General features: G+C 40.6%; 16 protein-coding genes. 13 read left to right on the top strand and 3 right to left on the bottom strand.

Annotation, left to right across the window (positions count from 1 at the left end; translation table 11 throughout):
- Nucleotides 1–14 precede the first annotated feature (14 nt).
- The 5 genes from uxaC to GM920_RS02200 are packed head-to-tail and all read left to right on the top strand — an operon-like array spanning nucleotide 15 to nucleotide 6,261.
- Nucleotides 15–1,415, top strand: a complete 1,401-nt coding sequence (gene uxaC, locus GM920_RS02180; protein WP_182952997.1) for a glucuronate isomerase — start codon at nucleotides 15–17, stop codon at nucleotides 1,413–1,415.
- A gap of 5 nt (nucleotides 1,416–1,420) precedes the next feature.
- Entirely contained in the window at nucleotides 1,421–2,485 is a 1,065-nt protein-coding gene (locus GM920_RS02185; RefSeq protein ID WP_182952999.1) for a PfkB family carbohydrate kinase, read from the top strand.
- Nucleotides 2,486–2,532: 47 nt separating this feature from the next.
- The gene (locus GM920_RS02190; RefSeq protein WP_182953001.1) at nucleotides 2,533–3,192 is read left to right on the top strand and encodes a bifunctional 4-hydroxy-2-oxoglutarate aldolase/2-dehydro-3-deoxy-phosphogluconate aldolase; all 660 of its coding nucleotides are present in this window, start codon (nucleotides 2,533–2,535) and stop codon (nucleotides 3,190–3,192) included.
- Nucleotides 3,193–3,234: 42 nt separating this feature from the next.
- Nucleotides 3,235–4,602, top strand: coding sequence for an MFS transporter (locus GM920_RS02195; RefSeq protein ID WP_182953002.1), 1,368 nt, complete (start codon nucleotides 3,235–3,237; stop codon nucleotides 4,600–4,602).
- A gap of 33 nt (nucleotides 4,603–4,635) precedes the next feature.
- Nucleotides 4,636–6,261 carry an NADP-dependent glyceraldehyde-3-phosphate dehydrogenase gene (locus GM920_RS02200; RefSeq protein ID WP_182953004.1) on the top strand — a complete coding sequence of 542 codons (1,626 nt, stop codon included), beginning with the start codon at nucleotides 4,636–4,638 and terminating at the stop codon, nucleotides 6,259–6,261.
- 40 nt (nucleotides 6,262–6,301) lie between these two features.
- Here the strand turns inward: GM920_RS02200 and GM920_RS02205 are convergent, their stop codons facing one another.
- A complete protein-coding gene (locus GM920_RS02205; protein WP_182953006.1) occupies nucleotides 6,302–7,051 on the bottom strand; it encodes a DeoR/GlpR family DNA-binding transcription regulator in 750 nt (249 codons plus the stop codon).
- 91 nt (nucleotides 7,052–7,142) lie between these two features.
- On the opposite strand from GM920_RS02205, the gene GM920_RS02210 reads away from it, so the two are divergent.
- From GM920_RS02210 to GM920_RS02245, 8 genes are all read left to right on the top strand, one after another.
- The gene (locus GM920_RS02210) at nucleotides 7,143–7,769 is read left to right on the top strand and encodes a 5' nucleotidase, NT5C type (protein ID WP_182953008.1); all 627 of its coding nucleotides are present in this window, start codon (nucleotides 7,143–7,145) and stop codon (nucleotides 7,767–7,769) included.
- 58 nt (nucleotides 7,770–7,827) lie between these two features.
- Nucleotides 7,828–8,412, top strand: a complete 585-nt coding sequence (locus GM920_RS02215; protein WP_182953009.1) for an O-methyltransferase — start codon at nucleotides 7,828–7,830, stop codon at nucleotides 8,410–8,412.
- A gap of 47 nt (nucleotides 8,413–8,459) precedes the next feature.
- On the top strand, nucleotides 8,460–11,822 hold the full coding sequence (locus tag GM920_RS02220) for a DEAD/DEAH box helicase (protein ID WP_182953011.1): 3,363 nt from the start codon (nucleotides 8,460–8,462) through the stop codon (nucleotides 11,820–11,822).
- Nucleotides 11,823–11,928: 106 nt separating this feature from the next.
- The gene (locus GM920_RS02225; RefSeq protein WP_182953013.1) at nucleotides 11,929–13,212 is read left to right on the top strand and encodes a purple acid phosphatase family protein; all 1,284 of its coding nucleotides are present in this window, start codon (nucleotides 11,929–11,931) and stop codon (nucleotides 13,210–13,212) included.
- A 150-nt stretch (nucleotides 13,213–13,362) separates the two neighbouring features.
- Complete coding sequence (locus GM920_RS02230; protein ID WP_182953015.1) at nucleotides 13,363–14,559, top strand: hypothetical protein; 1,197 nt, start codon at nucleotides 13,363–13,365, stop codon at nucleotides 14,557–14,559.
- Between the two features lie 37 nt (nucleotides 14,560–14,596).
- Nucleotides 14,597–15,778 carry an SGNH/GDSL hydrolase family protein gene (locus GM920_RS02235; RefSeq protein ID WP_182953017.1) on the top strand — a complete coding sequence of 394 codons (1,182 nt, stop codon included), beginning with the start codon at nucleotides 14,597–14,599 and terminating at the stop codon, nucleotides 15,776–15,778.
- An 84-nt stretch (nucleotides 15,779–15,862) separates the two neighbouring features.
- Nucleotides 15,863–16,360, top strand: a complete 498-nt coding sequence (locus tag GM920_RS02240) for a gluconate 2-dehydrogenase subunit 3 family protein (protein ID WP_182953019.1) — start codon at nucleotides 15,863–15,865, stop codon at nucleotides 16,358–16,360.
- 12 nt (nucleotides 16,361–16,372) lie between these two features.
- The gene (locus GM920_RS02245) at nucleotides 16,373–18,088 is read left to right on the top strand and encodes a GMC oxidoreductase (RefSeq protein WP_182953020.1); all 1,716 of its coding nucleotides are present in this window, start codon (nucleotides 16,373–16,375) and stop codon (nucleotides 18,086–18,088) included.
- Here GM920_RS02245 and GM920_RS02250 read toward each other — a convergent pair.
- Nucleotides 18,033–19,112: a phosphotransferase enzyme family protein gene (locus GM920_RS02250; protein ID WP_182953021.1), complete on the bottom strand. Its 1,080-nt coding sequence runs from the start codon at nucleotides 19,110–19,112 to the stop codon at nucleotides 18,033–18,035. The genes GM920_RS02245 and GM920_RS02250 overlap by 56 nt on opposite strands.
- A 79-nt stretch (nucleotides 19,113–19,191) precedes the next feature.
- The gene (locus GM920_RS02255) at nucleotides 19,192–20,211 is read right to left on the bottom strand and encodes a LacI family DNA-binding transcriptional regulator (RefSeq protein ID WP_182953023.1); all 1,020 of its coding nucleotides are present in this window, start codon (nucleotides 20,209–20,211) and stop codon (nucleotides 19,192–19,194) included.
- Nucleotides 20,212–20,481: the final 270 nt, after the last annotated feature.

Consider the following 20,481-nt stretch of genomic DNA (forward strand, 5'->3'; position numbering starts at 1 on the left):
TTAGAAATATTATTGTGAAAAACTTTTTAGATAGCAACTTCTTACTACAGACAAAGACAGCACAATCGCTGTATCATAATTTTGCAAAACAGATGCCCATTATTGATTATCATAATCATTTAATGCCGGATCAGATTGCAAACGATTTCATGTTTGAAAATATTACACAGGTTTGGCTATATGGCGACCACTATAAATGGCGCGCGATGCGTGCAAATGGCATCGATGAATATTACATCACTGGAGGGGCTACTGACCTTGAAAAGTTCAAGAAATGGGCGGAAACTGTGCCATACACCTTAAGGAATCCTTTATACCACTGGACACACCTGGAGCTGCAGCGTTATTTTGATATACATGAAGTACTTTCTCCGGAAAATGCAGAGCGGATTTATGAAGAATGTACTGCCAAATTGCAAACACCGGAATATTCAGTACAAAACCTTTTGCGTAAAATGAACGTAAAGGCGCTATGTACCACAGATGATCCATTGGATTCTTTAGAACACCATCAGAAAATAAAAAGGGATCAGCTGGATATTAAAGTCCTGCCTGCTTTCCGTCCAGATAAAGCCATGAATGCAGACGATCTGAAGGTATTGAATAAATATATAGATCAGTTGGCTACTTTAACTGGCACTTCTTTGAATGATTTGGATGCCTATTTGGCGGCGCTGAAATCAAGACATGACTATTTCGCGGAAAATGGATGTTCGGTATCTGATCATGGCTTAGAGCAAATCTATGCTGATGATTACACGGACGAAGAGCTCAACGCAATTTACCTTAAAATCAGACAACAAAAGGCATTAACTCCTACAGAAGTTGGGCAGTTTAAATCGGCATTGCTCTTTCAATTTGCCTTATGGGATCATGAAAAAGGATGGGTGCAACAATACCATTTGGGAGCGCTAAGAAATAATAATGATCGATTATTGAGTCAGTTAGGGCCGGATACCGGTTTCGATTCTATAGGTGATTTTAGTCAGGGGAAAGCCTTAGCTAAATTCTTAAATCGATTGGATAGCAAGAACTGTTTGGCAAAAACTATTCTCTACAATTTAAACCCTGCAGATAATGAGTTGATGGCCACGATGATCGGAAATTACAATGATGGAACGGTTGCCGGAAAAGTGCAATGGGGATCAGGTTGGTGGTTTCTGGATCAGAAAGATGGCATGATCAAACAGCTGAATACTTTATCAAATATGGGCTTATTGAGCCGATTTGTTGGGATGTTAACTGACAGCAGAAGTTTCCTTTCTTATCCACGTCACGAATATTTCAGAAGGATTTTATGCAATCTTTTTGGTGATGATGTAGAAAATGGGGAATTGCCTGATGATCAGGAATGGCTGGGACAAGTAATTCAGGACATCTGCTATAACAACGCAAAAGAATACTTTAATTTTTAATAAATATGGGAAAGGTTTTAAACTTTGGTGAACTGTTATTGAGAATCTCTCCGGATTTGGATGGGAACTGGCTCAAAGAGAACAACCTGTCCTTTTATGTAGGAGGTGCAGAAGCCAATGTGGCTGCTGCATTAGCGCTTTGGGGCGTACCATCGTCCTACCTTTCGGCAGTGCCAGACAATTTTATGAGTAAACAGGTGGTCAACTACCTGGACAAGCTAAACATTGATACTGATCCAATGCAGTACATGGGTGAGCGTATTGGCTTGTATTACCTGCCAAACGGTAAGGATTTGAAGAATGCGGGTGTAATCTATGACCGCAAATATTCTTCTTTTTCTACGTTAAAAACTGGAATGATCGACTGGGACAAGGTATTGAAGGATGTTTCCTGGTTGCATTTTAGCGCCATTTGTCCGGCTTTAAATACCGATGTCGTAGCCGTTTGCGAAGAAGCTTTGATTGCCGCTTCTGAACGTAATATTCAGATTTCGCTGGACCTCAATTTCAGGAGTAAGCTCTGGCAATATGGTAAGAAGCCAGTGGAGGTGATGCCTGCATTAGCGAAGTATTGTAACCTGATTATGGGTAACGTATGGGCAGCAGAAAATATGTTGGGCATTCCGGTAGCCTCCGGATTAGCAGAAGAAGATCGCAAAGAAGCTTACCTGGAACAAGCGCAGAAAAGTGCGGAGGCCATCATGCAGGCTTTTCCAAAATGTACTGCAGTAGCCAATACTTTTAGGTTTGATTTCAAGGAAAAGGGCGTAAAGTACTACTGTACGTTACATACGGCAGCGGAGACAGCTACTGAAGGGGCAAAACAAGGTTTAATAAACCATATTGTTTCCAAAGAATACCGTGCGGAAAGGATCATCGGGAAGATCGGAAGCGGAGATTGCTTTATGGCAGGCCTGATATATGGTTTTTACCATCAGCTGAGTAAAGAAGAAGTTCTCGGTTTTGCGACCAGAGCAGCTTTTTCGAAGCTATTTACCCATACTGATTTCACGACGACAAAATTGGCTGATATTCCTAAAGTAGCCAAAATGTACGAGGCGACGATTTAATAGGTTAATCACACATTACAGACAAACTGTTACAAAAAGATATAGAAATGAAAACGAAAAAAAACTCTTTAAAGGCCATTACAGAACAAGGAATCCTTCCTTTGTTTTACTTTGAAGATGCAGAGGTGAGTCTGGAAATCATCCGCACCTTGTACAAATCAGGAATCAGGGTATTGGAATATACCAACCGCGGTCCAGCTGCATTGGCTAATTTCACATTGCTAATTGAAGCCTTAAAAACGGAAATGCAAGACCTGTATCTAGGAATTGGCACCATTAAAACCGTTCAGGAGGCAGAAGCATTTCTTGCTGCTGGTGCTCATTTTATTGTTTCACCAATTGTAAATGAAGCGGTTGGTCAACTGGTTCATGAAAAAGGCCTGCTATGGGTTCCTGGTTGTTTTACACCAACAGAAATCAATACGGCGCATCAAATGGGAGCTGGATTAATCAAATTGTTTCCTGCAAACATCTTAGGCCCAGCTTATATGGCTGCCATTAAAGACCTTTTCCCTGGCCAGCTTTTCATTCCAACAGGCGGCGTTGAAATCGAACAGGGAAATATTAGCAACTGGTTCAAATCTGGCGTATGTGCTGTTGGAATGGGCAGCAAGCTGATCAGTAAAGACATTTTAGAAAACAAAGACTATAACGAACTAGCGAATCTCACCAGAAAAACGATTGAACTGGTAAAAGCGGGTAGATAATACCCGTACAATCGAACCACAACCAACCAAAAACCAAATATAATGAAAGAGACTAAAATGAGTAATTACAGATGGACAATCTGTGCATTACTATTTTTCGCAACCACAGTCAACTACCTTGACCGACAAGTGTTAAGTCTCCTGCATCCCATGCTGGAGAAAGAATTTAACTGGACAAACAGTGATTATGCCAATATAACAGCTGCATTTCAATTCGTATATGCCATCTCTATGCTCTTCGCAGGGCGATTTGTAGATAGGTTAGGCACGAAATGGGGCTATATCATCGCCTTGATTATCTGGTCTATTGGTGCCATCATGCATGCGGTAGCCATTCCAATTGGACAAGGTGCAACCACCTTATTGACCTGGATAGGATTGGGTGCAATGCCAGTATCTGTTGTCGGTTTTATCATTGCCAGAGCGGTATTGGCTTTTGGCGAATCCGCTAACTTTCCGGCAGCTATAAAAGCTACGGCAGAATATTTCCCGAAGAAAGAACGTTCATTTGCGACGGGTATATTCAACTCAGGTGCCAACGTTGGTGCCATTCTGGCGCCACTTACCGTACCATGGATAGCTACGGTTTGGGGTTGGGAAGCAGCCTTCCTGATTATTGGAGCAGTAGGTTTTGTATGGTTGGCTTTCTGGGGGATCTTCTATGAAAAACCCGAAAATCAGAAAAGAATGTGTGCTGGAGAATTGGCCTATGTGAATAGTGACCAGGAAGATGAAGCGCCAGTTGAAGTCATTGATGAAGGTAAAAAAGTACCATGGACTAAGCTATTGGGCTATAAGCAAACCTGGGCTTTTGCCTTTGGTAAATTTATGACTGATGGTGTATGGTGGTTCTTCTTGTTTTGGTTGCCTTCCTACCTTAAAGTACAGTATAATTTACAAGGCACAGACATCATGTTGCCACTGACAGTGTTGTACAGTATGACCATGATTGGAAGTGTTGGCGGAGGCTGGTTCCCGATGTATTTCATCAATAAAGGATATTCCCCATATGATGGCAGGATGCGCGCGATGTTTGTGATTGCTTTATTCCCATTATTGGTGTTATTGGCGCAGCCGCTGGGTCATTATAGTTATTGGATTCCAGTGGTACTCATTGGAATTGGTGCTTCAGCGCACCAGGCATGGTCTGCAAATATTTTCACCACAGTCTCAGATATGTTTCCTAAGAAAAGTATCGCTTCAGTGATTGGGATTGGTGGCATGGCAGGTGGAATGGGTGGCGTTGCGATGTCTAAACTTGGTGGCGCGTTATTTGATCATTATAAAGAACTAGGACACACGCAAACTGGTTATACTATTATGTTTACGATTTGCGCAGTGGCTTATTTGTTGGCCTGGATCGTTATGAAGTCATTGGTTCCAAAATACGCACCAATTACTGACCTATAATTCATTTTTATTTACCTAATCGACCATACTACTATGAATTTTAATGACCAGCTCCAATCTATTTTTGTAGAGGAGCATCAAATTCCGGAGGAATTTAAACTGGCAGAAGAGGTTCACCAACGCGAATATTTAAGCAATGGAGAACTACGTGCATGGGATGGAGAAATACATGAGGTTTTATCACCAATATGCATCAAGAGCCCAGAGGGCTTGAAGCGTAAGGTGATTGGAACATACCCTTTATGCAGTGAACGGGAAGCTGCAGAAGCCTTAGCGGCGGCAGTAGCAGCATACAATAATGGTAGAGGTGAATGGCCCACCATGAGCGTTGCAGATAGAATCAATTGCGTGGAGAAATTTACGCATCGAATTATAGAAAAGAAGGCGATTGTAGTAAAACTTCTGATGTGGGAGATTGGCAAGTCATATGCCGATTCTGTGAAAGAGTTTGACCGTACAGTAGAGTATATTCATGCCACTATTGATGCCTTAAAAGATTTGGACAGACAATCTTCGAGGTTTACAATCGAGCAAGGGATTGTTGCACAAATCAGGCGTTCTCCACTGGGTGTCGTGTTGTGTATGGGGCCTTTTAATTACCCTTTAAACGAAACTTTTACCACCTTGATCCCGGCTTTGATCATGGGGAATACCTTGTTGTTCAAACCGCCTAAACATGGAACTTTATTACATTATCCATTGTTAGAAGCTTTCCGGGACTGTTTTCCGAAAGGAGTGGTGAACACCATATATGGTAGGGGGAATAAGATTATTCCTGATCTGATGAAATCAGGACAGATCAACGTGCTGACTTTAATTGGCTCTAGTAAAGTTGCCAATGAATTGAAAAAGCTCCATCCAAAAGTAAACCGTTTACGTGCTATTTTAGGATTGGATGCCAAGAATGCAGCGATCATCACTGCAAAAGCAGATGTGCAATTGGCGGTGCAGGAAACGGTGTTAGGCGCTTTGTCTTTCAACGGACAGCGCTGTACTGCATTGAAAATTATATTCGTACACCGGAGTTTGGCGGATGTGTTTTTAAAAGAACTGACTAAAGCTGTGGAGCAGTTGAAGTTCGGAATGCCTTGGGAAAATGGGGTGTCCTTAACGCCATTGCCAGAGCCACATAAACCAGCTTATTTACAAGAATGTATTGCAGATGCAATCGTTCATGGCGCGCGTGTAATTAATGAAAACGGAGGTGCGGTAAATGAGTCTTTTGTTTACCCAGCCATTGTGTACCCGGTTACGAAAGAAATGAAATTATATACGGAGGAACAATTCGGACCGGTAATTCCAGTCGTACCTTTTGATGATTTAGAAGAAACGATTGAATATCTGATCGAATCTACCCACGGACAACAAGTGAGTATATTTAGCAATGATAATGAGGAGATTGCCGCTCTGATTGATCCTTTAGTGAACCAGGTGAGTCGAGTAAACATCAATTGCCAATGTCAGCGTGGTCCAGATGTGTTCCCTTTTACCGGAAGAAAAGACAGTGCTGAAGGCACGCTTTCCGTAGTGGATGCCTTGAGGTCATTTTCTATTCGTTCTCTGGTAGCCACAAAGCTAAATGAAAACAACAAACACCTGATCAATGAAATCGTTGATAGTAACAGTTCTAATTTCTTGAGTACAAGATACTTGTTTTAGGATATGCTGAACTTAAGATAGAAAGCCGGAATCATGGGATTTACTCCATTTTGATTCCGGCTTCTTTATAAGCTTTCAAGCTTTCATCGTTAGGATCGATATCGGTAATGATCATGTCAATGTCGCTTATGCTGGTAATGTAATAAGGTTCTGTGGTACCAAGTTTCTCTACGGTGGCCAATGCGACGATCTGTTTAGAGGTTTCCACCATTGCTTTTTTGACCTGGCAATCCTCATAATTGATTCCGGTAATTCCGGAAATCAGATCGATACTACAAATACCAAGGAAACAAAGATCCGGACGGATCCCACGAATGGTCTGAATCACTTCGAAACCAGTAGTAGAGAAGGATGTTTTGTTTAATCGTCCTCCCAAAAATATCACTTCTATACAAGGGTGATCTTCTAAGACTGTAGCGACAGGGAAACTATTGGTGATGACTGTAATTTGTAAATCCCTTGGTAGCAGCGTGGCAATTGCCAATGCTGAAGTACCGGAATCGAACAATACCACCTGGCCGTTCTTTATCAGTTTCAATGCTTTTTCAGCAATAATCCCTTTATGACTTACATCATAATGTTCGCGTTCTCTAAAGTGGCGAGGGATTGGTGACCTGGAAATTGCACCACCACGTACGGCTTTTAATAATCCCTGGTCGGAAAGCTCCTTAATGTCACGTCTTACTGTGTCTTCAGAAACCCCTAATAGGGTACTCAAGTCGCCCAATAGTACTTTCCGCTCTTTACGAATGTGCTCTATGATGAGTTGTAATCTTTCTTCCTTAATCATATTGTTGCAAATGTAAGTAAATAATTCGAGCAATATAATGCAATATGTTGCAAAATATAGCTATATTTGTTGCAAGATATTACGATAACATATGGAAAATATAAGAAAGACTATAGGAATTGACATGGATGGGGTTCTTGCAGATATAGAAGAACAATTCATGGACTGGTACGAAAATGAATATGGTGTAAGGGTATCAAGAGCAGAAAGATTAGGTGTTTTAGAGCCAGAGGGCTTTCCTGAAAAGGGAGCGATCAAGCGTTATGTAAATACGCCAGGCTTTTTTAGGACGATTCCGGTCATGGAAGCTGCAGTGGAAGCAGTGAAAAAATTGATGGAAGATTATGACGTTTATATTGTGTCTGCTGCGATGGAATTTCCTCAATGTTTATCTGAGAAACATGAATGGTTGGCGGAACATTTCCCTTTCATCAGCTGGAGAAACATCATTTTCTGTGGAGATAAAAGTGTAGTCGTGACGGATTACCTGATTGACGATCACTGTAAAAACCTGGATTTCTGTAAAGGCAAGGCGATTATGTTTGATGCTTCTCATAATGTGAACCAACATCACCACCTGAGGGTACATAACTGGACAGAAATACTGGACTTCCTGGAGAAAGAGCGATCTGGAGAAACAAACTCCGTGCTTTTAGGAGAAGGTCAGCTGGAAAATGTTGAGCAGGAAAACACTATAGATGCTCAAAGAACTGCTTAGTTAAGCTATTCTTATTTCTTTTATCTATATTTCAAATTCCTAAAGGAACCACGAATATATGATAGAAGAAATAAAACAAAAATTTCCTGAGGCCTATATGGCTATTGATGAAGCGACCAAAGACGCAGGCTTTTCTATGGCCTCCGCAACAATGACCTGTTCCTTATTGCAAACCCTTGCTGCTTCAAAACCTGGTGGTGCTTTCCTGGAATTGGGTACTGGAACGGGATTGTCTACGTCCTGGATATTGGAAGGAATGGATCCGAAAGCTACTTTAATCTCCATTGATCATGATCCACAGTTTTTAGACATTGCAAAGCATTTCTTAGGAGGTGATGAGCGGTTAAAACTGGAATGTATGGAAGGTGAGGACTGGGTACTTCAAAATAAGAATCAGAAGTTCGATTATATTTTTGCCGATACCTGGCATGGAAAGTATCTGCTGTTGGATGAAGTTTTGGAGATGTTAAATCCAGGTGCATTTTACATCATTGATGACATGCTTCCTCAGGAAAACTGGCCTGAAGGACATGCAGAGAAGGCTATTCGCCTGATTGAGGACTTGGAACAACGGGAAGACCTGATCCTGACCAAACAATGCTGGGCAACAGGAATTGTAATTGCTACAAAAAAAGCACAATAGGTCATTCAAAAATCGATTACCTTTAAGGCTTGGAATTGCCGGAGCAAATGGAGGTTAGAAAAGAATACGTATTAGCAGATTTTGATTTTTCAGAATTAACAGATTTATATATATTAAAACACGTCAATGAGCGGGTGGATACCGGGGTAAAAGGGTTTTACGAACTACTTCCGGAACACATCGACATTGACGTTGTTTTTTTTACACAACCTAATAGCAACATTCCATTTCCGGGTGTGAGCATCACTCAACGAGATCGACAAACGCTGATTACTTGTGGATGCACAGATGCCAACCCAAGGCTTTGCAGCCATCAGGCACAAGCCCTTCACAACATTCTGAACCGATCTGCATTACGTCTTTTCTTTGATAAGAAATTGCGTGTAGAAAAGATGAGGGTTCATGCTAAGGACTACGGATTGGAATCTGAAAGTAACCTGACCGACTTCTTTGAATTGGAATATCAGCAAGGGCAGACGCTTATCAAAGCTAAAATGAGGGAATTGTACCCTTTAAGCGGCGCGCATAAGCAAGATCTTAAAAAAAACCTTTTGCCTAAAGAAGGATTGCAATTACCTGTATCTGGAGGGTTAAAGCCTAAACATAAAATGGGCTTGGTTTTTGGTCAACATCGTTTTTATAGCCACTTGACTTTAGAACTGATTGAAGCGCAAACTACAGTGGAGGGGAAATTTAAAAACCCAATTCAGACCATTAGTCCTTCGGATCTCCTTTGGAAAACCGAAGATAATGCCGTTTTAAAATTCTATAGTGGTATTTTAAAGTTTCAGAACAACTATAATGCGGAAAGGAGCGATTCGGACCTGGATGCTTTGCGGGCGGTCGCAAAAAATCCCTTACAAATGGATGTCTTTTTGCATGATGCGAAAGTCTCCGCGAACATTACAGCAAATGCGATTATCCCCATTCAGCTAAATTCATTAAGTGTGGATATGGCCATTCATGTGAGTCAAAGGCATGAGTTTTATGAAGTTTTCGGGAAACTAACGCTCAATGGGACCGCTTATGCAATGGATCAGATTCAGTTGAAATACAATTATTTCATCCAGATGGATCAGTGTCTTCATCTGATTGATAACCCCAATTTCTTAAGGGTCATTGATTTCTTTAAACAGCATCATGATAAGATGTTGATCCACCATTCTAAATTTGAAAACTTCCAAGAGGAAATTCTTTCAAAATTGGAAAACAAGATCAAGGTGACTTATGATTATCTGAAGCCTGCTACAAAGAAACAAATTGAAGAGAAGGGTTTTGACCTGGAAAATGAGCAAATCATTTACCTTTCTGAATCTGATGACTTTGTGTTGCTTACCCCTGTGATCAGGTATGGAAACCTGGAGATTCCAGTGATGTCCCGAAAACAAATCCAATCCCGGGATAGAAACGGTAATTTATTTACCTTAAACAGAGATACCGAGACTGAGCTTCAGTTCATTTCTAATATGATGAGGCAACATCCTTACTTCGAGGAGCAAATGGAGAGCAATGACTGCTTCTATCTGCATAAAACCAGGCTATTAGAAGATAGTTGGTTTCTTCATGCTTTTGAAGCATGGAGAAATAAAGGCATAAGTATCCTGGGTTTTAATGAACTAAAACAAAATAACCTTAATCCCCATAAAGCCAACATTTCGATCCATGTGATGAGTGGCATTGATTGGTTTAAAACCGCGGTTAAGCTGAAATATGGCAATCAGGTTGTCTCTTTAAGACATCTCCACAAGTCGATCAGGAACAAGAATAAGTTTGTAAAGCTGGATGATGGGACGATGGGGATTCTTCCTGATGAGTGGATCGAGAAGTTTAGTCAATATTTCAATGCCGGTGAAGTGGTTGAAGAATATATTCACACGCCAACAATAAATTTTACGGCGATTGAAGAATTGTACGAATCGCAATTACTGGACGAATCCGTAAAAGACCAACTGGCGATGTATAAGCAAAAGCTTTCTGGCTCTGCGGCTACCATTACCGATATCAAAGTCCCTGAAGGACTTAACGCCACTTTAAGACAGTACCAAAAAGAAGGCTTAAACTGGCTCAGCTTTTTGGATGAGTTTAATTTTGGCGCTTGTCTGGCAGACGATATGGGGCTTGGGAAAACCATACAGATTATCGCTTTTATTCTGGCACAACGAGAAAAAGGGCACCACAATACCAATTTAATCGTAGTTCCAGCTTCATTGATCTTTAACTGGCAGCAGGAACTTCAAAAGTTTGCTCCTTCCATCAAAGTGATGACAATTTATGGTGCCGACCGGATTAAAAGCCATAAAGATTTTGATCAATATGAAGTGGTATTGACTTCTTATGGCACCTTACTCACTGATGTCAGGTTCTTAAAAGAGTATAGGTTTAATTATATCTTTTTAGATGAATCGCAGACCATAAAGAATCCGGAATCCCAACGGTATAAATCTGTTCGTTTATTGCAATCCAGGAATAAAGTGGTGCTCACTGGTACACCAATAGAGAACAATACTTTTGATTTGTATGGACAACTGTCCTTCGCTTGCCCGGGCTTATTGGGAAGCAAACAGCATTTCAGAGAGATCTATTCTACACCTATTGATCAATTTAAAGACCGAAGGGCGGCGATCCAATTACAACAACGCATCAGTCCATTCTTATTACGCAGAACGAAAGAGCAGGTGGCTAAAGAATTGCCGGATAAGACCGAAATGGTGATCTATTGTGAGATGGAGGAAGATCAGCGTAAAGTATATGATGGTTATGAAAAGGAAATCAGAGACTACCTGACCAATCAAACGGACGAGGAGGTGGCGAGCAATACCATGAATGTATTGAAAGGGATCACCAAATTGCGACAGATTTGTAATTCACCTGCCTTACTTAGTGAAGATGAGTTCTATGGCAGCTCATCAGCAAAGATGGATGTCTTGTTGGAACAGATTGAGAACAAAGCATCCAATCATAAGATTTTGGTTTTCTCTCAATTTGTGGGAATGTTGGACCTGATTAGAAAAGAATTGAAGGCCCGTGGAATTGACTTTGCTTATTTAACCGGACAAACAAAAAACAGAGCGGCAGTAGTAGATTCCTTCCAGAACAACGCGGAGATCAGGGTATTTCTGATCAGCTTAAAAGCTGGTGGTGTGGGATTGAACCTCACTCAAGCTGATTATGTATATCTGGTTGATCCCTGGTGGAATCCGGCAGTTGAAAACCAAGCAATTGACCGTACCTACCGCATCGGGCAACAGAAAAATGTAATTGCTGTACGCCTGATCTGCCCTGATACCATTGAAGAGAAAATCATGAAACTGCAGTCCTCCAAAAAGGACCTGGTTAAAGACCTCATTAAAACAGATGCTTCCATCTTTAAATCTTTGTCGAAAAAGGACCTTCTAGCTTTGTTTAGCTAAGGATCTCATGCAAACGTTTGTGTGAAATTTGATAGGTTTTACTGAAGACCGAATTGGAAATTCTGGCTAGTTTGTGGGAAGGAGTACAATCCTCCATAAACCACACATGAAAAGAAGAAACTTTTTGAAATCCGGCATTACCGCTGCCGCATTACTACACATTGGAAGCTCGGGGGAGGCTTTGGCTGCAGTTCCTGAGGTTAAGGCTGTTGAGGAGTCTAAAGAAACCAATAATGAAGCTATTATTGCCGTTAATGAAGTGAAATTGGTTGGATTTCCAACGGTAATGTCTCCTTACGAAGATACCATTGCTGTTGTTTGGCAAACTGACCAGCCTGCTGTTGGCTGGGTGGAATACGGTACCGACCAGAACTGTAATCAACGTGCAGAAACGCAGCAGAATGGCCTGGCAGAATTTTTCCAGGTGCATAAAGTGACCCTGACCGGTCTTCAACCAGGAACTACATATTTTTATAGAACTTGTATTGAAAGCCCATTGGCTCAGGAGGTCAGACCGGTGGTGAAAACAGCCGTTCAGCAATTTACAACACTAAATGCTCAAGCTGAAAAGATCAGTTTTGGAATCATTAATGATACCCATGAAAATCAGGCTGTCCTAGATAAAATTCAACAGATTAACAAAGATTTTAAACCGGATTTCTTATGCTGGAATGGAGATCAGATTAATGATCCTTCTTCAGAAAAACAAATTACAACAGCCATATTAAACCCTACGAAGGAGTACTTCACGAGCGGTACGCCATTGGTTTATGTTTGTGGAAATCATGACACCAGAGGAAATTGGGCTTCACAACTCAGCAGGTACCTGTCTATTCCAAAGGGTTCTTATTACTATCATTTTATTCATGGACCTGTTGCTTTTACCGTTTTGGACACGGGGGAGGATAAACCTGATCAGCATAAATATTGTAAGGGTAGAACACGTTTTGAGCCTTATCGTGATGCACAGGCCCTTTGGTTGGATGAGGTGTTGAGTAGAAAAGCCATGAAAAAGGCCGCTTTTAATGTTGTGCTTTTGCATATTCCTTTGTTCAGTAGAAGTGGTTGGGATTCCCCTGATTCCAGAAACAAATGGTTGGAAATTCTTAAGAAACATAAGGTAGACCTGTTGATTTCCGGACATACACACACTTATGAATTTGTGAAGCCAGGTGAGCTCACTGATTCTTCAGAATGGATGGATTGGGAGAAGAAAACGAAGGTGACTGCTGCGATTCCACAACTGATTGGTGGCGGGCCAAAACTGGAAGGTGAGGAGTTTGCAACCTATATTAAAGGAGAAGCTACAGCTAAGGAATTGAAAATTTCCGTACTAAATATGAATGGCACATTACTAGATACTTATTCTTTTCCAAAAACAAAGAAATAGGCATCTGTTGGTTTGACCGGAAAGTATGCTTCGGGTAGTGCGCTACTTGCTGTTGGATTCCGGTCAAATTTTACAAGGAGTAGTTGCTGAAAAATGTATAATGATTTAACATAAAATTTACGTATATTTAATAGGAAGCAATCCTTAGTTATGGGCCATCTCTTAAGAATATTCGGAACTTTATTACTGCTATTGACACTAAGTACCAGTTATGGCCAGCACAAGCGTGCTGTTTCATTTGAATTTTATGGAGGAGTATTCTATACGATATTCGATACTTCTATTGTCGTACCTGCACCGGTCCTTTCAGCCGCTGCGATTAAACAAGCTTATCTATGTTTAAACTCCGGAGCTTATCAACCTGTCCTGGATTCTCTTTTAGCATACAAAAAAAAAGAGGAGCTTAACGATTGGTTGTACTACCAGTTGATTCGGAAAACAGCAGAGGAGCTGAGTCCAAAAGCAATCAATTACAGCCGTTATACCCTCTACAAATGGTTTTTGTTAGCGAAATCAGGTTATGATGCCCGTTTGGCGTTAAGTCGGGATAGGATCATCTTTTACGTGTTCAATGATGAAGATATTTCCGATATTCCATTTTTCATGGTTGATCAAAGGAAATTCATGTGTTTAAATTATCATGATTATCCTAAAGCAGACCTCAACCTTGATCCTCCGGTCCCAGTACAGATTATTGTGCCGGAAGCCACAAAATCTTTCTCTTACAAAGTCACAAAATTACCTGATTTCAAGCCGGAGAACTATGAGGAAAAGAAACTGGAGTTTGTTTATAAACATAAAGCATATCATTTTAATGTGAAGTTGAGTAAAGATGTAGAAGCCATTTTTGCCAATTATCCAGGAGTAAATTTTGAAACTTATTTTAATATTCCTTTGAGCAAAGAGACTTATAGTTCATTAATTCCCTTGCTGAAAAAAAACACCCAGGGGATGAGTCAAAAAAAAGGGGTGGATTACTTAATGAGATTCACACGCTATGCTTTTCTTTATCAGGATGATGAAGATAATTTTGGGGCAGAGAAACGGCTCTCACCGGAGGAGACCTTATTTGCCAGCCATAGCGATTGTGATGACCGTGTGGCGTTGTTTTTCTACCTGGTCAAAGAAATTTATAATTTGCCTATGATCGCGATGCTTTATCCGACCCATATCACTATGGGGGTGCAGTTTAGCCAGCCAATAGGGGATGCGATTTTATATAATGGCAAGTTGTATTCAGTATGCGAGCCTACTCCTCAGAAAGAAGACCTTCCGATTGGAACAATTTCTGCGAAATTAAAAAGTACTCCATACCAGGTTGTTTATCAGTATGATCCAAGTCATTAAATTCCTATCTTAATAGCGGAATAATTCCTGAAAATTTATGAGTAAAGCGTTTTTTTGTTTTTGCAGCAGTTTGCTGTGCAGTATCGTAATGGGATATGCTCAGGTAAAGGTATTGGATGATGGAAACTTCATTCAGCAAAGAGCCGGTATAGGTAATGCGCTTAAAGCATTTCAGGAGCAGAAAATCGCAACAGTCGCTTTTTTGGGCGGATCAATTACCTACAATCATGGCTGGAGAAATAAAGTCGAGGCCGATTTACAAAGCCGTTTTCCAAAAACAAAGTTCCATTTTATTGCAGCAGGGATTCCATCATTAGGCAGCTTGCCTCATGCTTTTCGATTGAAACATGATGTGCTGGATTCCGGAAAGGTAGACCTGTTATTTCTGGAGGCAGCTGTAAATGATGAGGTCAACGGCACAGATAGCCTAACGCAGGTTCGTTCATTGGAGGGGATCGTTAGGCAGGCTAAATTAAGTTATCCGCAAATGGATATCGTCCTCATGTCTTTTGCGGATCCTGATAAAACAAAGCGGTATAATGAAGGGGGAATTCCGGTATCTGTAAGTAACCATGAATTGGTGGCTGCACATTATGGATTGCCTTCTATTAACCTTGCAAAAGCGGTGAGAGATCGAATAGCCAATCAGGAATTTAGCTGGGAAAAGGACTTTAAAGATTTACATCCTTCGGAATTTGGGCAGGAACTTTACTTTAAAGCTATACAACGAATGCTAGACGATGCCAGCAGGAATAAAAAAACTAAAAGCAAGTTACCAGCTCAATTGATTAGTGGAAGTTTTTCAAATGGACATTATGTAGGTATTGAGAATTCAAAGATCATGAGCGGCTGGTCATTGGTGCAGGATTGGAAACCCGAAGATGGGAAAAGTACCCGGAAGGGCTTTGTACATATTCCTATGTTATTGAGCACTGAATCAGACGCGGAATTAAGTCTCGATTTTAAAGGAAATGCCATTGGAATTTCGATCGTTTCTGGACCAGATGCAGGGATTCTGAATTATTCAATAGATGGTGGTTCAGAAAAACAAATTGATTTATATACGCAATGGAGCAAATCGCTTCATTTACCTTGGTATCTTTTACTGGGTAGTGATTTAAAAGATGGCAAGCACCAAGTTAAATTGAAAATCAGCAAAACAAAAAATGAAAATAGTAAAGGAAATGCTTGCCGGATTGCTCATTTCCTGGTGAATTAAGCGGATCAATTGAAATTAACCACCTTATAAATAGGCTTAGGAGAGTTCCAAATTTTGGATTATTTTAGCGCCACAAAATGAACCATGAATAGACGATTAGCCATAAAACAGGTATTGATATTTGCAGGGGGAATGGCATTATTGCCTTCTTGTTTAAGAGAGGAAGGGAAAGTCTCCATTCCGCTTAAAAACCTCGATATTTCTGCCACACAGGAAAAACTGCTGGCCGAGATTGCCGAGCTGATTATTCCTAAAACTGACACCTCAGGGGCAAAAGACCTAAATCTCCACCTTTTTGTATTAAAGATGCTGGACGATTGTTATGAACCGGTCGATCAGCAGCAATTTCTTGCAGGACTGAAAACTTTTGAAGGCCATGAGGGCAAAGGGCTCGCCCAATTGGTATCGGATGCGAATACTGGAAAATCTGGAATCTCGGAAGAGGTCTCCAAATTCTACAACATCATGAAGTCAAGAACAATCGGTGGGTATCTGAATTCGAAGTATGTGATGAGTAACCTCCTGATTTGGGAACTCGTTCCAGGTAGGTACAATGGTTATTTTCGGGTTAAATCAGCTTAATTAACAGCGCACATGTCAAATCTGAATATAGATAGTATAAAAGAACGTAGCTATGATGCCATTGTCATTGGCTCAGGGATTAGCGGTGGCTGGGCAGCCAAAGAATTTACAGAAAAGGGGTTGAAAACCTTGGTGCTGGAACGAGGGAAAGATGTGAAACACATTGTTGATTATCCGACAACCAATAAATATCCTTATGAATTTGAACATCGTGGAGAATTGACTTTGGCCATTAAGAAGGACAATCCGGTGGTGAGCAAATGTTATGCTTTCCGGGAAGATGCCATGCACTTTTTCGTGAAAGACAAGGAACACCCTTATGTACAAGAGAAGCCTTTCGACTGGATTCGTGGGTACCAGGTGGGTGGGAAATCACTACTTTGGGCCAGACAAACCCAACGTTGGAGCGATCTTGATTTTGAAGGTCCAAAGCGCGATGGTTTTGCGGTGGACTGGCCAATTAGGCACAAAGACCTTGATTCCTGGTACACTTACGTTGAACAGTTTGCGGGGATCTCAGGTAACAAAGATGGTTTAGTTTCTTTGCCAGATGGCGATTTTCTGCCTGCTTTTCCACTGAATGCGGTAGAAGATTACTTCAAAAATACCATGAGGGAAAAGTATGAAGGACGTCATGTAATCAGTGCCAGATGTGCACACTTATCTCAACCCAAACAGGTGCATTTTGATCAGGGTAGAGGAAAGTGTCAGAACCGTAATTTATGTCAGCGGGGTTGTCCTTTTGGCGGTTATTTCAGTAGCAACTCTTCTACTTTACCTTGGGCACAAAAAACAGGAAACCTAACACTAAAGCCATTTTCTGTAGTAGAATCAGTGATTTATGATGAAAAATTAGGTAAAGCCTCCGGGGTACGTGTCATTGATACCAATACTAAGGAGGTAACTGAATATTATGCGAAAGTGATTTTTGTAAATGCTGCTGCGATCAACACCAACTTGATCTTATTGAATTCTATCTCTTCCCGTTTTCCAAATGGTCTTGGGAATGATAGTGGAACGCTAGGTAAATATGTGGCTTTCCACAATTATAGTGCAAGAATTAATGCGGAATACGATGGGTTGAAAGAGTTTTCTACCGACGGTAGGAACCCTGCTGGTGGAGGTTACATTCCTAGATTTAGAAATCTATTAAAGCAGGAAACCAACTTTAAACGTGGTTATGCGGCTGGATTTCAGGCCTACAGAAGTACGGAAAGAGATACTTCTGGTATGGGGGCTGACCTAAAAGCGCAGTTGCTCAGCAAGAATCTAGGTCCCTGGCAGGTAGGTTCCCATATGATGGGAGAAACCATTCCTAAAGAGAGCAATTATGTGAAGTTGGACACGGAGAAAAAAGATGCCTGGGGAATTCCACTGTTAAGAATCTCTGTTGAGTACGACGACAATGATGCAAAAATGAAAAAGGATTATCTGGAGCAGATGACTGAAATGTTTACGGAAGCTGGATTTAAAAACATCAAGGCAGATGATGCTGGACAAGCTCCAGGATTAGACATCCATGAGATGGGGGGGGCAAGAATGGGACATGATCCTAAGACTTCTGTATTAAACAAATGGAATCAACTACACGATTGCAAGAATGTATTCGTTACTGATGGGGCTTGCATGACTTCTACGTCAACACAAAACCCATCATTAACTTATATGGCACTTACAGCGCGTGCGGTTGATTATGCTGTTCTTTCATTGAAGAAAGGGGAGTTGTAAACTCTTCTTCCATTTTTAAATATTCTTTTAACAGGGCGATTTGATTAATTGCTCTGTTAAAATTATGACCTTCATATTTAGCACCATAATAGATGTCATTCTGTAGGTGATCTGCCAGGAAGCGAATCGCCTGCATGTAGATAATGAACTTTCCTGCATAAGTAAAATACTGTTTTTCAGTCTCACTCAATACAGCAGCCATTTCTTCCATATATCCTTCATAAATGGCCTTAAAGAAGTCTTTTCTAATGCTAATTTTTGTCAAATCAGTTTCTTCTTCACTTGCAGCACATAAATAGGTTCTCATCATATCACCCACATCACTGATGAAATAGCCTGGCATTACGGTATCCAGGTCAATAACACAGATTCCTTTGTTATTGGCATCAAAAAGTACGTTGTTGATCTTTGTATCGTGGTGAATCACCCTCAAAGGAACTTCGTCATTGGCTACAATATCCAAATAGGTATTCACAATGCTTTTATGCTCATTGATGAAATCAACATACTCTTTTGCTTGCTCCAAACGTTCTGGATTTGCATTGGCACAGGCAGTTTTGAACTGCTCATACCTTAAGCTCAGGTTATGGAAGTCAGGGATGGTGATGTTTAATGTGGAAGCGTCAAAATCTGCCAACAGACCAGAGAATTTTCCAAATTGTTTGGCTGCTTCATAAGCTTCTTCTCTTTTAGTCAGGGCATTTAAAGAAATTGAGCCTTCTACAAATGGCGTCATGCGGAAGTATCCGGATGGTGTATCTAGTAGAGATTCGCCAGACAAAGCCTTTACAGGCGATACAAATAGGTATTCCGGGTCTTTCTTATTTAAAAAGTCTTTTAACAGACTTAAGTTTTTATCAATATTTGATGGCTCTTTAAATACATCTGTATTTACCTTTTGCAGGATATAGCTTTGCTCAGCGGCAGTTACTTTCCAAGTATGGTTTATGAGGCCATCGCCAAATAGGTTAACAGTTGTGTCATCAGAATTCAGGCCATACAATGGTAAAATATTTTCGAACATGCGTCTTTTCAAAATTGGTTACAAATTCAAACGTAATTATTTATGTGATCAAAACCATTGAGCAAACGTTTGCGCAAAATTACTTAGGATTCGGAATAATCAGTTCAGATTCCACAACTACGTTAAAGTAAGCCTGTTCGGTGCCAGTTTCATTTTTTGGTCTGTTGATCAGGTCGATGAGGATATCTGCTGCTTTCTTACCTTGTTTATAAGGAAACTGTTCTACAGAGGCAATAGGCGTATAATCCATGTAATTAATGATCGGCAGATTGGCGTAGCTGACAAAGTCGATTCCTTCCAATTCCAGTGATCGTGTATATCTCATGGCAAATAAAGCGACATAATCGTTAAAGGTAACGATGGCAGTCGGTTTACGTCTGTGGTTGAGCATGGTGTTCATCACTTCAATTGTGCCGCTTTCGGAAAGGTCACAGCTGACAATTAAAGAGGGGTCGAATTTTAGGCGGTTAGAGATCATAGCTTTGATATATCCCTCTTTTCTCTCATGACTGGCTACCAGTGTGGTAGGGCCATTGATCATTCCAATGGTGCGGTGTCCTTTCTTTAACAAAAAGTTCACGGCTTCATAGGTGCCGTTTTCCAAGTTAGAAGCCACATAGTGAATGTCTTTAATGGGGGGGATACGGTCAAAGAATACAACAGGAATATTCAGTTTCTTAAACACTTCAAAATGTTCGTAGGTACTGGTTGTTTTAGAAACAGAAACCAATAATCCATCCACACGTTGAGTTTTCATTTTTTCAACCAATAGTTTCTCGCGGTCCGCATCATCGTGCGATTGTGCAAGTAGTACGGTATAGTTTCTTTTGTAGGCAACATCTTCAATGCCACTAATGGCAGTAGAAAAGAAAGATTCAGATAATTCTGGTAAAATCACACCTATAATATGTGACTTTCCCTGTAAAAATTGGATGGCTTTCTGATTCGGTTCATAATTTAGCTCTGTCGCTAGCTTTTTGACCCTCATCTTTGTTGTTAAACCGATACTGGAATGGTCATTTAAAGCCCTTGAAACGGTAGAAACCGAAATCTTAAGTATTTTGGCTATTTCTTTTATCGTGGTTGGTTTATCAGACATGATGTTCAAATATTGGCATAAACTTTCAATAACCTTCAATTATTTTGAAAAAACAATTCGCATAAAACCCAATTGTTTGACGCTTAGGTCTAAAATATGCGCAAACGTTTGTTTGGAAATATAAGCCTGATTTTGTGTTTTAAGGGGTGTTTGTTTGATGAAAATCCCATTTTATCGGGCCTAATGCGGGTGTTTTGTTAAATCATGTCGTAATTCTTTGTTGTAACGATCATGAAATTGTTACAAATACTGAAAAGGTCAGGTTTTATG

The sequence above is a fragment of the Pedobacter gandavensis genome (assembly GCF_014172405.1).
GTDB lineage: Bacteria > Bacteroidota > Bacteroidia > Sphingobacteriales > Sphingobacteriaceae > Pedobacter > Pedobacter gandavensis.

Coding starts and splice junctions, on each gene's coding strand:
- GM920_RS02185 (WP_182952999.1), top strand. CDS start 1,421: ATGGGAAAGGTTTTAAACTTTGGTGAACTGTTATTGAGAATCTCTCCG.
- GM920_RS02190 (WP_182953001.1), top strand. CDS start 2,533: ATGAAAACGAAAAAAAACTCTTTAAAGGCCATTACAGAACAAGGAATC.
- GM920_RS02195 (WP_182953002.1), top strand. CDS start 3,235: ATGAAAGAGACTAAAATGAGTAATTACAGATGGACAATCTGTGCATTA.
- GM920_RS02200 (WP_182953004.1), top strand. CDS start 4,636: ATGAATTTTAATGACCAGCTCCAATCTATTTTTGTAGAGGAGCATCAA.
- GM920_RS02205 (WP_182953006.1), bottom strand. CDS start 7,051: ATGATTAAGGAAGAAAGATTACAACTCATCATAGAGCACATTCGTAAA.
- GM920_RS02210 (WP_182953008.1), top strand. CDS start 7,143: ATGGAAAATATAAGAAAGACTATAGGAATTGACATGGATGGGGTTCTT.
- GM920_RS02215 (WP_182953009.1), top strand. CDS start 7,828: ATGATAGAAGAAATAAAACAAAAATTTCCTGAGGCCTATATGGCTATT.
- GM920_RS02220 (WP_182953011.1), top strand. CDS start 8,460: ATGGAGGTTAGAAAAGAATACGTATTAGCAGATTTTGATTTTTCAGAA.
- GM920_RS02225 (WP_182953013.1), top strand. CDS start 11,929: ATGAAAAGAAGAAACTTTTTGAAATCCGGCATTACCGCTGCCGCATTA.
- GM920_RS02230 (WP_182953015.1), top strand. CDS start 13,363: ATGGGCCATCTCTTAAGAATATTCGGAACTTTATTACTGCTATTGACA.
- GM920_RS02235 (WP_182953017.1), top strand. CDS start 14,597: ATGAGTAAAGCGTTTTTTTGTTTTTGCAGCAGTTTGCTGTGCAGTATC.
- GM920_RS02240 (WP_182953019.1), top strand. CDS start 15,863: ATGAATAGACGATTAGCCATAAAACAGGTATTGATATTTGCAGGGGGA.
- GM920_RS02245 (WP_182953020.1), top strand. CDS start 16,373: ATGTCAAATCTGAATATAGATAGTATAAAAGAACGTAGCTATGATGCC.
- GM920_RS02250 (WP_182953021.1), bottom strand. CDS start 19,112: ATGTTCGAAAATATTTTACCATTGTATGGCCTGAATTCTGATGACACA.
- GM920_RS02255 (WP_182953023.1), bottom strand. CDS start 20,211: ATGTCTGATAAACCAACCACGATAAAAGAAATAGCCAAAATACTTAAG.